Annotated in this window: 15 protein-coding genes; 6 read left to right on the plus strand and 9 right to left on the minus strand. The window is 39.3% G+C overall.

What is annotated here, in order from left to right; translation table 11 throughout:
- Nucleotides 1-4: 4 nt before the first annotated feature.
- The 9 genes from CPC19_RS11120 to CPC19_RS11160 form a co-directional block, all read right to left on the minus strand.
- Nucleotides 5-517, minus strand: coding sequence for a glycosyltransferase family A protein (locus CPC19_RS11120; protein WP_096910802.1), 513 nt, complete (start codon nt 515-517; stop codon nt 5-7).
- Nucleotides 504-1,700, minus strand: coding sequence for a glycosyltransferase (locus tag CPC19_RS11125; protein WP_016390921.1), 1,197 nt, complete (start codon nt 1,698-1,700; stop codon nt 504-506). The genes CPC19_RS11120 and CPC19_RS11125 overlap by 14 nt, the downstream gene beginning before the upstream one ends.
- A 42-nt stretch (nt 1,701-1,742) precedes the next feature.
- Nucleotides 1,743-2,816: a non-hydrolyzing UDP-N-acetylglucosamine 2-epimerase gene (gene wecB / locus CPC19_RS11130; protein ID WP_035851121.1), complete on the minus strand. Its 1,074-nt coding sequence runs from the start codon at nt 2,814-2,816 to the stop codon at nt 1,743-1,745.
- 104 nt (nt 2,817-2,920) lie between these two features.
- Complete coding sequence (locus CPC19_RS11135; RefSeq protein ID WP_162789646.1) at nt 2,921-4,189, minus strand: flippase; 1,269 nt, start codon at nt 4,187-4,189, stop codon at nt 2,921-2,923.
- A 58-nt stretch (nt 4,190-4,247) separates the two neighbouring features.
- Complete coding sequence (locus CPC19_RS11140; protein WP_016390924.1) at nt 4,248-5,429, minus strand: glycosyltransferase; 1,182 nt, start codon at nt 5,427-5,429, stop codon at nt 4,248-4,250.
- The gene (locus CPC19_RS11145) at nt 5,426-6,232 is read right to left on the minus strand and encodes an FkbM family methyltransferase (protein ID WP_016390925.1); all 807 of its coding nucleotides are present in this window, start codon (nt 6,230-6,232) and stop codon (nt 5,426-5,428) included. The genes CPC19_RS11140 and CPC19_RS11145 overlap by 4 nt, the downstream gene beginning before the upstream one ends.
- Before the next feature lie 17 nt (nt 6,233-6,249).
- Nucleotides 6,250-7,350 carry a DegT/DnrJ/EryC1/StrS aminotransferase family protein gene (locus CPC19_RS11150; RefSeq protein ID WP_016390926.1) on the minus strand — a complete coding sequence of 367 codons (1,101 nt, stop codon included), beginning with the start codon at nt 7,348-7,350 and terminating at the stop codon, nt 6,250-6,252.
- On the minus strand, nt 7,347-7,934 hold the full coding sequence (locus CPC19_RS11155; RefSeq protein ID WP_016390927.1) for an acyltransferase: 588 nt from the start codon (nt 7,932-7,934) through the stop codon (nt 7,347-7,349). The genes CPC19_RS11150 and CPC19_RS11155 overlap by 4 nt, the downstream gene beginning before the upstream one ends.
- A gap of 7 nt (nt 7,935-7,941) precedes the next feature.
- Nucleotides 7,942-8,997 carry a Gfo/Idh/MocA family protein gene (locus tag CPC19_RS11160; RefSeq protein WP_016390928.1) on the minus strand — a complete coding sequence of 352 codons (1,056 nt, stop codon included), beginning with the start codon at nt 8,995-8,997 and terminating at the stop codon, nt 7,942-7,944.
- Between the two features lie 295 nt (nt 8,998-9,292).
- On the opposite strand from CPC19_RS11160, the gene pilB reads away from it, so the two are divergent.
- Genes pilB through yacG form a run of 6 tightly spaced genes read left to right on the plus strand, consistent with a single transcriptional unit; the run spans nt 9,293 to nt 14,743 of the window.
- Entirely contained in the window at nt 9,293-11,002 is a 1,710-nt protein-coding gene (gene pilB, locus CPC19_RS11165) for a type IV-A pilus assembly ATPase PilB (protein ID WP_016390929.1), read from the plus strand.
- A gap of 5 nt (nt 11,003-11,007) precedes the next feature.
- Nucleotides 11,008-12,228, plus strand: coding sequence for a type II secretion system F family protein (locus tag CPC19_RS11170; protein ID WP_015005194.1), 1,221 nt, complete (start codon nt 11,008-11,010; stop codon nt 12,226-12,228).
- A 29-nt stretch (nt 12,229-12,257) separates the two neighbouring features.
- On the plus strand, nt 12,258-13,133 hold the full coding sequence (locus CPC19_RS11175; RefSeq protein ID WP_016390930.1) for an A24 family peptidase: 876 nt from the start codon (nt 12,258-12,260) through the stop codon (nt 13,131-13,133).
- Nucleotides 13,134-13,139: 6 nt separating this feature from the next.
- Nucleotides 13,140-13,745, plus strand: a complete 606-nt coding sequence (gene coaE / locus CPC19_RS11180) for a dephospho-CoA kinase (protein WP_096910803.1) — start codon at nt 13,140-13,142, stop codon at nt 13,743-13,745.
- A 40-nt stretch (nt 13,746-13,785) separates the two neighbouring features.
- The gene (zapD, locus tag CPC19_RS11185; RefSeq protein WP_020933068.1) at nt 13,786-14,553 is read left to right on the plus strand and encodes a cell division protein ZapD; all 768 of its coding nucleotides are present in this window, start codon (nt 13,786-13,788) and stop codon (nt 14,551-14,553) included.
- 1 nt (nt 14,554) lies between these two features.
- Nucleotides 14,555-14,743, plus strand: coding sequence for a DNA gyrase inhibitor YacG (gene yacG, locus CPC19_RS11190; protein ID WP_016390933.1), 189 nt, complete (start codon nt 14,555-14,557; stop codon nt 14,741-14,743).
- The last annotated feature ends 22 nt before the right edge of the window (nt 14,744-14,765 follow it).

Here is a 14,765-nt window from a genome sequence, read left to right on the forward strand (position 1 = left end):
CTCATCAAACCCCCCCCACCTCTATAAAACACTTTCGGGTCATCATACAGTTAGCCGTTGTAAAAGCGGCTAAATCACCGCATTTAAATAACTCTTCTCGTCTTAACGCCACCTCATTCTGATATTTACCCCAAAAAGATACAGAATCCACATAAATATTCCCACAACTAACCGACACATTAGCCTCACTTAATATCTCAATATGAGATAAAAGCACATGGTTATTCTGTAATACGCAGTCTGAATCCAAAATATATACTAAATCACCATTTCCCATACAAACACCTGTATTACAGGCTGCCCCGCGCCCTTTATTTACAGGATGTCTATGAAGCGTTATGTCATCGCTTGATATGTTCATATCTTTAAGAAAAATTTCATGTTCTGAGCCGTCATCAACAACATGAACATGAAAAGACCAACCTGTAGGTAAAAGTTGAGATTCTAAAGAATTAACTGTTTGTGCTAAAAGAGAGTCGTCGTTATAAACAGGTATAACAATATCAATTATGTTCATTAATAACACCTCTACAAAGTTTCAATAATTTTTTGGCTTGAAACATGTAGCTATATTCTTTAAATACGTTTTTATTATTATCTAAATCACTTCTCTCACATTCCAATACCGATAAAACAGCTTGCTTAGTACTTTTTTTATCGTGCCCACAAAACCAACCATTTGCCTTGGATGCTAACTGAGAAACTTCAACTTCTGGGTGAGAAATAACAATGCCTGGCACGCCTGAAACTAATAATGGAAATAACTTTCCTGTTACCGTCCCTTTCTGCCAGTTGTTGGGTTCTAGCTCTTCTAAAATCAACACCCCAACCGATAGGCTCATTTCATTTTCAAGTTCATTATTTGAAACCGGCGGAAAAACCTCTACAAGACTATCAAAACCATTCTCCAATAACCATGCATCCAGTCGCCCGGAATAATCACTTACTAACCTAATACGCAAAACAGTATTTTTTTCAGCTTTTAAAGCATCCAAAAATAACTTTAACGCATTTAACCGGTGCTCATAAACTGAACCAGCATATAAGAAGTATGGTTTCAATACTGGCTCTTGCTGAAATTTAAGAGCATCAGTATCAAGCCAGCCATTATAAACATACTCAAACTTATTCTGATACTTGTCGCTTAAGTAATCAGCAAGTACTTGCCCAATAGTTACAAGCAACGCAGCCTGACCAACAATTAATTTTTCAATTCGGCTATTAAGCTTCAATAAAGGCTTAAAAGTAAACAAGGCCGGCAACTGGAAACTATCTCTCAAGTCTAAAACCCAAGGCCGTTTAAATTTACGTGATAGCCATAACCCCGCTAACATAGCTCCCGCTGGGCCGTATGTACTAATCAAAACATCTGATCTTGAGCAATGAAATGCCACTCTACTATTGCGAACAGCACAATACCAATTTACAACAGACACATCTAAATATGGAAAAGGTGTGTGAATAACCCGCTTACCAGCCGTTTTTTTTAAACCAATATCTGTATTTTTTTTTACTCGCTTTGATTTAAAAACCAAGACTGTTTCACCACAGTCACCTGTATATTCAACATCTTCTCCACCAGGGGTTACAACACAGATAGCAACACCTTCTTTACGAAGAGCAAAAACCAGTGATCGCCAGCGACGAGACGCAATCATTAGTTTATTTTCGTAATGCGTAGCAAACAGCGTTACAAACATGACTAAAGTTCCTTATTCAACATCACGAATGCGTAAAAACATTCATAATTGAGTATATTGAATTTCATTTACAATCTTGTACGCAGCTTCCCCATCACCATACATACCTTCCATCCATCTATGAGAAAAACTAGCTGTTATTGATTTTGCAATGGCATTTTCATCATAACCAACTAAAAGGTTAACCCCCTGTTCAACCAACTCAACCCATTCGGTTTCTTCTCTTAAAGTTACACAAGGCACTTGATAAAAATAAGCTTCCTTTTGGACTCCTCCACTATCGGTTGCTATTGCTCTAGCGTTCTTTTCCAGCATTATCATATCCAAATAACCCACTGGCTCAACCACCTTAATAGGCGTTCCAATATTAATACCAAATAAGTTTAATTGTTTTTTTGTTCTGGGGTGTAAGGGCAAAATAACAGGCACTGAAGATTGCGACAAACCATTAATAATAGATGACAGTCGGTGCTTATCATCCGTGTTTTCTTGGCGGTGTACTGTAGCCAAAACATATTCTTTTGAACTTAGCTTCAATGTCTCTAAAATTTTACTTTTCTGCTCAGCCTTTTTATAAAAATATAAGGCGGCGTCATACATTACATCACCCACTAGGTGAATCTTGGAGCGTTCTATACCTTCTTTCAATAAATTTTTCAATGCAAGCTCAGTTGGGGCAAACAATAAGGTTGCGATATGATCTGTTAAAACTCGGTTAACCTCTTCTGGCATACGCCGGTTAAATGATCGTAGCCCAGCTTCTATATGTACTACAGGTATATGCAACTTAACCGCCGCCAATGCACCTGCCAACGTACTATCGGTATCCCCATATACCAATACCCAGTCAGGTTTTTCAAGCAACAATAGCCCTTCTATTTCCTCTATCATACGGCCTGTGTTCTGGCCGTGCGTGCCACCACCAATACCCAAATTATAATCAGGTTTAGAGATACCTAATTCATCAAAGAATACCTTCGACATATTCTCGTCGTAATGTTGACCGGTATGAACAAGAATTTCTTCAACGCTTTCGCAACACTGTTTAAAAACACGGGACACTACAGAGGCTTTTATAAACTGAGGCCTTGCACCTATGATTGTTATAACTTTCACATCATTCACATTCTGTAATTTTTTATGAATTTTTATAGCTCTCAATATTAATCTTCCCAAAAGGTACATCTGATCTTTTAGAAAAAGAGGTACCTAAAAAGCATTCAATTTGCAGCAAATAAAGCTCTGAAACTTACCATTTCAGAGGCTTTTACTAACATTACTTCCTTTATAGCTACATTCGTAACCCGACTGTAAATAAATACTATGTATACATATGTAGAAACGTAACTCAAGCTTGTCGCTATTGCCGCCCCCGTTAACCCATATTTAGGTATCAAGGTAATATTTGTAATTATATTAAGAACCAAAGAAAGAGCTGATGCATACATGTTTAATTCTGGCTTCCCCCTAGCTGCCAAATCGTTGGCTAACACTCTAGCGCTTGAGAATACTACTACGCCAGGTAATAATACCAACATCGGAGATATTGATCCTAAATAATCATTCCCAAAAACGAGTATTACAAAAGGAAAAGCCAAGACAGCCATTAAGGCTGCACCAATAAAAGTGATAAAAACCACCCACCTTGACACAATTGGCGTCAATAACTTTCGGGTTTTTTCATCATCAGATAGTTCCGACAATCGAGGCAACAAAACAGTACTAACAGCTTGAGATATCATCCATAATCTCTCTACGATTTGCACCGCAATAACATATATTCCAGCACCCACTGGTCCAACAAAGAAATTCACTAAAAATATATCGGCCTTATAATTAATAAATGCCAAGGTATTACTCAAGTGCGCTTTATATCCATAGCTTAATAACGCGCGCCCATAATCACTTTGTATTTCAGCACTAGTCGAATTTGCTACAAATGGTCTAAGGAGAAGGATACTCACGATTAGTGCGATAATACTCCCTATAAAGCTTGCCACTAGCAACCATAATACGTCTTCATTCTCCAGTAGTTGAAGGCAAACTATTACTAGTAAAGTAATACTCGGTTGGATTAATAAAACTCGGTTGAAAATCCTAAACTCCTGTAAACCTTGAAATATACTGGTAACAAAACTCAAGAAAAGACTTACCGGGAAAAGCAAAAGGGAAAACCACAGTAATAACGGTGAAACTCCATCGAACCAAGACCCAGCAAACCACCATATGACTGCTGCACCAAAACAAAGCCCCATAATTGATAATATTAAAAAAAACTTGATTACTGATACCCAAGCAGTTTTCACTCCTACTTTCCCCGCACCAATAAAGTAAATATTTGCAGGTGAAAGACCAAGGTTGAAAAAAGTCCCCAACATACTTGGTAATAACAAGGCCATTGTGTAGAGACCATTACTTTCAGGACCATATTCGCGAGCAATAATAGCAATAACTACAAGCTGTAATACTCCTGCAAGTAATTGTCGCAAAAATGTACTCGCTGAATTTCCTAATAGGTTGCGTAAGCCTAGACCCCTCATTCCCAACTCATCCCCTCTTGCATTCTTCCTCTAAAAGCTCACGATAAACCTGCATCAGCTTATTAATGACAACCTTTTCACTAAAACGCTCATAACAAGCCTCTCTCAGCTCTCCCCTATCATATGTCTTTCTATGCGCGTACAGATGCAACATAGCCTCAGCCAAGCTGCCCTCATCGCCGACATCTACAAGTATTCCATCCTGCTCTCTAACAATGTCTTCAGGGCCACCACACCTTGTTGAAATAACGGGTCTACCCAAAGCCAATGCCTCTATCAGTACCACTCCAAAGGTCTCATAAAAACTACTATGTACAAATACATCTGAAGATAAAATGTGTTGAACTACTTGCTTACGACTAAGTGCACCAAGCAAATCCACCTTGTCTGAAATGCCACACTTTTTTGCAAGCGACTGTAGTTCAGGTTGCTCGCTACCAACTCCACCAATTATTAAACGCACATCCGGTTGAACCTTAAGAACTTGTGCAAATGCTTTCATCAAAATATCGTATCCCTTCCTTTTAGTTAAAGAACCAATACCGACAAATGAAAATGGTTTGCTTTCGTCACTATTATCACTCGAGGCATTAAAAAAAGGACTCGTAACCATGTTCGGCATTACACCCCAAGCGACACCTTTCTCTTTAAAATAAGCTGATAAAAATTTAGCAAAGGAGCTACTAACGGCAAACCTTTTACTAGCTGATTCACTAATCTTTTTAGCTAATTTCTTTTGATTTTTGGTTATCAAGCCCCTTTCATATAAGCTACTATGTTCAGTAATGATATAAGGTATATTATATTTTTGAGAAATAGACTTTGCAGCCCAACCAGCATATAACATTGAATGAACGTGAATAATATCGGGCTGCCCATAGGCTTGCATATATCGCTCAAATGCGCCTAACAAGTTTTTTTTGCATTGCCATGCCTGGAAATTCTCCATCCACGGAAACCACTTCATACCATGTTTTCGAAAAGTAGAGACTTCTTGATCATTTTCGTAAGTAACACCATATCTACCAAGAAAGATTGACCGCCAATTCCGCAATGGTCTTAACTGTTGAGTAAGTACAGCTACCGTACAGCCTTGTTCTTTTAACGCTAGTGCTTGCTCTCGAAAAAAACTACCACCAGTATCGTTACTATCATAAGGATACCAAGAGGGTAAAATTAGCACATTCACTTTTGTTTACAAAAAATCTTTTTAAAAACAGACAAGGTTATTCGGTTGAAAGCTCGAATACTTTTCATAACCAATGTATACAATGTCAACTCTAACCACCTTAAATTAGATAAGCTCGTTGCATGTGAAAAGTGCCAAACTGGACTATCGGCATAAGAGTACAATTTTTTATAATCCAATTGAAATAGAATCCTTTCTATTTTTTTCATAGCTGCATCATCATTAATCTCTACAAACAAATCAGGTCTGTAGTTTTTCAACACCCCTGTCGCTCCCTTTAACATCGCTGGCTCCATACCTTCAATATCGACCTTTATTGCAACCAGCCCATCCCTTTGAAACTTTATTTCATTAAAAACCTTATCCAGCGGTTTAACTCTAATCTCTCCACCTAAGGCTTTTGATAGTTTAACCGCCCCAATATTGTCTTTTGCACCTTCGTGTGTCTCATTGATTTCAAATGAAGCATCTTCAGCACCAAGCCCAAAATTAAACGCTTCATAAATAACATGGTTTTTATTTAAGTTCCGTTCCAATATCCCAAAAACGGATGGATTAGCTTCAAAACACACAACCTTTCTATTCATAATTAACCCAAAAAAAACAGAATGATTCCCTATATTCGCTCCAACATCTAATATAAAGCCACTCCGTTTCCTTAAGGCAAATTTCATATATTTGAGAAGTTCAATTTCATAAAATGTTTTCTTCTTAATGATAGATTTATATATCCAGTCATTTTGAGAATACCCCTCTAATGCAATTTTTTTGCCGCCTAACTTAAATGACGCTATTACAGACAATGCTACCTCCTAAGAAATTAGCCATCTATTGATATCAAAAGCCTACGTGAAACAACATCAACCACCTCACTATTCATAAATGCATTCATTGGCAAACTAAGCACTTCTTTAGCAACTTGTTCTGATATTGGAAAATCACCTTTCTTGACATCAAGATAATTAAAGCACTCTTGCAAATGCAGTGGTAAAGGGTAGTGTACGGGTGTTGACACACCATTTTCCTTAAGCACCCATTGCAATTGCTCTCGCTTTTTTGTACGTATCGTATATTGCGCCCAGACACTGGTACGATCTATTTTTACCCTCGGCGTTGCCACAACAATTTTTATGCCGGCATTATATTTCTTCGCCACTGCCTGCCGAGCTTTTACTTCTTCAGCATAAAATGGCAGCTTGGCTAGTAATACTGCTGCTTGAAGCGTATCTAACCGTGCACCTAAACCAATATATTTATGCTGGTAACGCTTATTTTGTCCATGCACCCGTAACATTCTTATTTTTTCGGCGTACTCATCATTATTGGTAAACACTGCTCCACCATCCCCATAACAACCGAGCGGTTTAGATGGGAAAAAACTGGTGGTATATACATCGCAATGATGAACCTCTGCTTGCTCTTTATAGGTTGCACCAAATGACTGAGCTCCATCAATAATAACTTTTAAATTATATTTTTTTGCAATGGCATTAATTTCGTCCATATCGGCTGGTTGCCCATAAAGACTTACCGGCATAATCGCTTTTGTTTTAGATGTAATAGCCGCTTCGATTTTACTGGCATCAATATTAAAGGTGCTTTCCTCTATATCTACAAAAACAGGTTGGGCTTTCATCAGAGCTATTGTTTCAGCTGTTGCAATAAAACTGAATGTTGTTGTTATGACTTCATCATCAGGTTGGATATCTATTGCCATCAGCGCTAACAATAAAGCATCTGTACCACTTGAACAGGTGATAGCATGCTGCGCTTGGGTGAATTTCTCTAACTCTCGTTCAAGCCGTTGCACCTCTTCACCCATGATGTAATTAGAGTTATCAAGTACTTTTTGGATATTCGCATCAATGTCTTTTTTATACCGTTGGTATTGATACTGAAGGTTTGCAAAGTCAATTTTCATTCGACAACCTTAACCACCCTAACCCTACTGGCTTTTAATTCATATTCTGTTTTTGTATGAGAACACGTCGCTTTAGCATCACCTTGTAGAGGCAGCTCAAGCCTTTCGCCGTATTCGCTCATCCACCCAATTTGCTTTGCGGGGTTGCCTACCATCAGTGCGTAAGGTTTTATATCTTTGGTAATGACTGAACCTGCCCCTACAAAGGCGAACTGTCCAATCGTTACACCACATACTATGGTGCAATTAGCACCTAAAGTTGCGCCTTTTTTTACAAGTGTATCCAAATACTCGTCCTTCCTTTCAACCAACGAACGGGGGTTATATACGTTTGTAAATACCATACTGGGCCCACAAAAAACACCTGCTTCTAAGGTGACATTATCGTAAATAGAAACATTATTTTGAACCTTGCAATGATTACCAATAATCACTTTATTACCTACGAAAACATTTTGGCCAAGAGATACATTTTCTCCAATTTTCGCACCGCCACACACATGTACCCAGTGCCAAATGCGTGAGCCTTTACCTATTTGCGCACCTGTATCGATAATAGCTGTTTCGTGTATTGTAATATCCATATATGTATTAATACTCCAAGGGTAGCGAGATTGTTTTTCCATCCCGTGCTGACAGATAAGCAGCTATCAAAACCTCAAGCGATTTTAGCCCTTCTCTACCATCTGTTTCAGGTTCTTCTATGCCCCGTAATACATCAACCACATTTTTGTAATACAGTGGGTGGCCAAAACCATACACAGAGGTTGTTTCATAATTAGCCGCTTTTACTTGTTGATCATACTCTTTCGGCTCATCAAACTCCCAATGTTGTATCTCATTCACAGCCACTCCACCAATACGAACGCTACCTTTCTCACCCAATATAGTGATGGAACCTTCCATGTTTTTAGGGTATGTCAGCATAGTGACACTCATTGAACCTAACGCACCGCTTCGCCAACGAACATTCATCACACCGGTATCTTCTACTTCAATATCACGCGTTGTGCTCATCATGGCTTGAACCTTATCGATAGGGCCAATTAACCAATCAAAAAGGTCAACGTAATGACTGGCCTGGTTCATAAAGGCGCCTCCATCAAATTCCCAAGTACCACGCCATTTTGCTTGGTCATAATATGACTGTGGCCTTGTCCAAAATACATTGATATGAACCATATGGATTTTACCAAAACGTTTTTCTTCAATGGCTCGCTTCAACAACTGTAAAGTAGAGTTCCGACGGTTCTGTTTTACAACAAATAAATATACGCCTGCCTGATCACAAGCCTTTACCATGCTCACACCGTCTTGCCAACGCGTTGCCATCGGCTTTTCGGTTATTACATTTACTCCGTATTTAGCTGCTATTTTTGCTTGTTCTGCATGTAGGCCACTTGGTGTACAAAGAGCAACAACATCTACTTGCTCAACCTCTAATAACTCAGCCATTTTGCTATACCCACACACCTTATATATTGAAATGTATTGCTCAAGTATTTCACTATTAGTATCACATAACGCTACCAACTCCATCTCAGAAGAATGCTTTTCAATAGCAGTTAAGTGATTTTTTGAAATTCGACCACAACCAATAATAGCTATTCGAATTTTCCTCCCGTTAACCTTTGTATAACTATGCATTTACTTGTGTTTCCATAATTTATTTTAAAAATATATGAGTAGGTGTGAAAGAACTACTATAAACACTCAACGTTAAAACCCTAACCACAATGTTTCCAAATATAGACCATAGCCCTATCGGTTTATGAAACTATATTACACCTTCAGAAATTCAATCATTAGCCACTCTCAAACCGAGAGTGACCAGTTTTTTTATAATTACACTGTAATTTACTGCATTAAACCTTATTTTCTACTAATATTAGTTAAAGTATCGTTTATTATGTACTAACTATAGGAAATTAATCGATTTAACATGGCTGTATCCGGCGAAAAATTTTATTTAGGTGGCTTAGCAAGACGATTGGTCTTAGACGGTCTAATTACTGAAGACGTTGCACTCAAATATTCTGAGGAGGCTTATAAAAAGAAAAGACCTTTTGTTAGCTTTCTTGTAGAGAAAAAAGTTTTAGATAGTCAAATTATTGCTCTTTCTGCTTCTGAAGAGTTTGGCGTTCCATTATTTGATATTACAGCACTGAGCAAGGACGTTATTCCCAAAGGTATTGTTGACGAAAAATTAGTTCGTAAACACCATGCATTACCGATATTTAAACGTGGCAATAAGCTGTTTGTTGCCGTATCTGACCCGACTAACCTTCAAGCGCTTGATGAAATAAAGTTCCAAACAAGGATGAGCACCGAAGCCATTCTTGTTGAAGAGGATAAGTTAGCACGTGTTATTGACACCGCCATGGATGATGAAGATACATCCATGAGTGACTTATTGGATGACGACCTTGAAAATATCAATTTCGATGACCCCGATGCAGAACCGGTTGACGATCTTGACAGTGAAATTGATGACGCACCCGTTGTGCGATTTGTTAATAAAATCTTATTGGATGCCATTAAAAAAGGTGCATCAGACATTCATTTTGAACCGTATGAGAAAAGTTTTAGAATCCGAACTCGGCAAGATGGTATTTTAAAAGAAATTGCTTCGCCACCAATTAATATCTCAAACAAACTGATATCACGAATTAAGGTGATGTCGCGGATGAATATTTCAGAACGCCGTATTCCACAGGACGGTCGTATTAAAATGGCTTTATCGAAAAAAAGGGCCATCGACTTCCGTGTTAATACTTGCCCTACTCTATATGGTGAAAAAATCGTGCTGCGTATTTTAGACCCAACCAGCGCACAAGTCGGTATTGAGCAACTTGGGTTTGACGAAACTCAAAAGGAAGCTTTTCTAACCGCTATCAAAAAGCCATACGGTATGATTTTGGTGACAGGACCTACCGGTAGTGGTAAGACCGTTAGCCTTTATACCGCGCTTAACTTATTAAACGACCCAAACATCAACATTTCAACAGCTGAAGACCCGGTTGAAATTACTGTATCGGGTATTAACCAAGTCAACGTAAACCCAAAAACTGGCTTAACCTTTGCTGAAGCGCTTCGAGCTTTTTTACGCCAAGATCCAGATATAATCATGGTCGGCGAGATTCGAGACCTTGAAACCGCTGAAATTTCTGTTAAAGCCGCACAAACCGGTCACCTTGTTCTATCTACATTACACACAAACGATGCCCCACAAACCTTAAACCGTTTAAACCAAATGGGCGTTCCACCCTACAATATTGCAGCATCTGTGTTATTAATTATGGCGCAACGTTTAGCAAGAAAACTATGCGATAAATGTAAAAAAGAAGAGACTTTACCAACAGAGTTATTAATCAAAGAAGGCTTTAGCCCTGAAGAAGCTGAAGGATTAACAACTTACAAGGCTGTAGGCTGTGATCATTGCACTAACGGCTATAAGGGCCGTATTGGCATTTTCCAGGTAATGCCTGTTTCTGAAGCCATGGAAAACCTTATCATTAAAGGTGGTTTAACAACTGAACTTGAAGAACAAGCTGCACAAGAGGGCGTTTTAACACTCAGGGAGTCTGGCTTTAAAAAGGTCATCGCTGGTATTACCAGCATAGAAGAAATAAACCGAATCACTAAAGATTAAACATTATGGCATCTAGTGCATCAAAAATTACCTATATTTGGGAAGGAACCGACAATAAAGGCAACCGCAGCAAAGGGGAAATAAATGCCCGAAGTGATGCCCTTGTTAAAGCAGAACTGAGGCGTCAAGGGATTCGCCCTCTTAAGGTTAAGAAAAAGCCTCAAGCACTTTTTGGTAGCATGGGTCAAAAACCAATTGTTCCTAAAGATATCGCGGTTTTCAGCCGTCAATTAGCAACCATGATGGCGTCCGGCATTCCATTAGTACAATCTTTTGATATTATTGGCAAAGGACACGAAAAGCCTGCCATGCAAGACATGCTTGCCAACATTAAATCAGACATTGAGGGTGGGTCAACACTCGCTGAAAGTTTAGGAAAATACCCTTTTCAATTCGATGAGCTATTTTGTAATTTAGTAGAAGCTGGCGAACATGCCGGTATTCTCGAAGATTTACTAGTCAAAATTGCTGAATATAAAGAAAAAACAGAAAGCTTAAAAGCTAAAATCAAAAAAGCCCTTACCTATCCTATTTCAGTATTAGTAGTGGCCGTTGTTGTTACCGCAATCTTATTGATTTTTGTGGTGCCTCAGTTTGAAAGCTTATTTAGCGGCTTTGGTGCAGATTTACCTGCGTTTACACAAATGGTCGTCGAACTGTCTCGTTTTATGCAAGAGTGGTGGTGGGCTGTCTTTGGCATAATAGGCGGTGTTGTATTTGTTCTAATGCAAGTTAAAAAACGTTCACGTAAATTTAACCACCTGCTCGATAGAATGATACTGAAAATGCCAATTATTGGCGACATCATGAACAAAGCAGCCATTGCTCGTTATGCTAGAACGTTGTCCACCATGTCTGCTGCTGGCGTACCCTTAGTAGAAGCACTAGAGTCTGTTTCAGGGGCAACCGGAAACATTGTTTACTCTGAAGCCGTTTTACAAATGAGAGAACAAGTGGCGACCGGCATCCAATTACAACAAGCCATGAAAAATGTAGGTCTTTTCCCTCATATGGTTGTACAAATGGTCGCTATTGGCGAAGAAGCAGGCTCGGTCGAAAGCATGCTTGGTAAAGTGGCTGATTTTTATGAAGAAGAGGTCGACAACGCTGTGGATTCCTTATCTAGCCTTATTGAACCCTTAATTATGGCTATTCTCGGTATCTTAGTGGGTGGTTTAATTGTTGCCATGTACCTGCCTATCTTTATGTTAGGGTCTGTTTTTTAATAATAAACCCAACGGCTTAACCGTCTTACATGAGCATTATCCAAGCGCTTGAACAAAGCCCCTTTTTATTCTATTTAACCGTTTGCTTACTAGGACTTCTGGTTGGTAGCTTTCTTAATGTTGTCGCCTATCGGCTACCCATCATGTTACAAAATGCTTGGCGCCAAGAATGCCTCGCCTTTCTTGAGCAAGAAGATACAAATAATCCTTCACCAGCGGCCTTTAATTTATCGCAACCGCGTTCACGCTGCCCTTCTTGCCAACACCCTATTAGCGCACTCGAAAACATTCCCGTTTTGAGCTACTTATTTCTACAAGGGCGATGTAAAAACTGCCAACAAGCTATCTCAATTAGATACCCCGCCGTCGAGTTAATCACTGCTCTTTTGTCGCTTCTCATTGCCGTACAGTTTGGCGTGTCGTTACAAATGTGCGTCGCTTTATTATTTACCTGGGCGTTAATCTGCCTAACATTGATAGACCTTGACACTCAACTATTGCCCGACTCTATCACCCTTCCACTTTTATGGTTTGCCTTATCCATCAGCCTATTTGAAATTTTCATAACACCTAAAACCGCACTCATCGGCGCACTTGCCGGTTACCTTAGCCTTTGGTCAGTTTTTTGGTTATTTAAATTAATCACCGGTAAAGAAGGGATGGGCTACGGTGACTTTAAGCTACTTGCCGCTATTGGCGCTTTATTGGGCTGGAAAATGTTACCTCTGGTCATTATGTTATCTGCTTTAGCTGGTGCAATCATTGGAATAACACTCATCATTATTCACGGACGAGATAAGAACATACCCATACCATTTGGCCCCTATTTATCTATTGCCGCGTTTATTGCGTTGATCTGGGGCGAAAAAATTAACCTAACTTACCTCCAGTTTGTCGGCTTATAACATCGTATGTTAACCATTGGTTTAAGGGGGGGTATTGGCTGTGGCAAATCGACTGTCACCCAATTGTTCGAAAAAAGAAACGTCCCCGTGGTGGATGCAGATATTATCTCCCACACCATTGTACAATCAGGACAACCCGCCCTCCTCCAGCTGCAACAAGCCTTTGGGGATTCCATTCTTTTACCGAGTGGTGCACTAAATAGGGACTACTTACGTGATTTAATTTTTAACAACCCCAGCAAAAAAGAAACCTTAGAATCCATACTCCATCCCATTATTTACAAAACCATGTACCAAACCTTGGCTAGCTTTTACTATCCTTATGGTATTTTAAGTATTCCTCTTCTACTTGAAACCAAGCACCAAGCAAACATTGACCGCATCTTGGTCATTGATTGCCCAGAAGCCACTCAAATTAAACGCGTTAAAGCACGCGATCAACTGAGTGATTCTATGATTAACTCAATTATGAACGCTCAATGTACCCGCGCATTCCGCCTCAGTCAGGCTGATGATATTATCACCAATGTTGGGTCATTAAATAGTCTAGAAAAAAAAGTAGAGCAGCTACATAACTTCTACTTAGAAATGAGCGCTGGAAAAACCAAATAATATCCTGCAAAATAACCGTTTTAGGATTTATCTATTACTTGTGTCTGAACAGATCACTTACGAACTACCTCTTAGTGAACGTATCCGCACCTTTTTGCGGCTAGAGGATTTATTCGAGCAAATGTTACACTTTTCTCAACATGACGGAGAATGGCAAAACAGAGCAGAGCTGAGTTGTTTACTTGATATTCTTGCCATCTCAAGCAGAACAGACCTAAGAAATGAAATTACAAAAGAAATTGAACGACACACAAAGTGCCTTGTCATTTTTGCTAAAAACCCAAAAGTAGACCGCGAAAAACTAGAGCAAAGCATTGACCAACTCAATTCATTAAACCGCCAGCTTTTAACATCTAACGGAAGAATTGATCAGGTCCTAGGGCAGGTTGACTTATTAAAGTGCTTATCACAGCGCAACAGTATCCCTGGTGGTACCTGCGATTTTGACCTGCCAGCTTACCATTTTTGGCTTAATAAGCCATTAAGCGTTCGTCGCGAGCAGATACAAAACTGGACCGCTCATCTCACACCAATTCGACAATCTATCTCGCTATTACTGCAATTTATTCGCTATAGCGCCATGCCGACTGAAAAAATTGCACGTGCTGGTTATTACCAACAAAGCTTAGATACTAACCATCCGGTTCATTTACTTCGGGTTTCTTTAAACCTTTCCTCTGAGTATTTTGCTGAAATCAGTGGTGGTAAGCACCGCTTTACAGTCCGCTTTATGTTGCCCCTTGAAACAGAAAGACCCAGTCAAATAGATGAAGACATTCGTTTTACATTAAGTATCTGCCAACTCTAAAATGAAAACACAAACCGTTAACTGCCCTACTTGCCGCAAAGCCGTGCCTTGGAATGAAACCTCAACCTTTAAACCTTTTTGCAGTGAGCGCTGTAAATTAATTGATTTAGGGGAATGGGCTTCAGAAAAACATGCAATTGCTGGAGAAAAAGCACATCCAGCTGAGGTCGACCAACTGTTCGAACATTAAGCTTTGCCCACGGGCATTGACT

Source organism: Cycloclasticus sp. PY97N (assembly GCF_002443175.1).
Classification (GTDB): domain Bacteria; phylum Pseudomonadota; class Gammaproteobacteria; order Methylococcales; family Cycloclasticaceae; genus Cycloclasticus; species Cycloclasticus pugetii.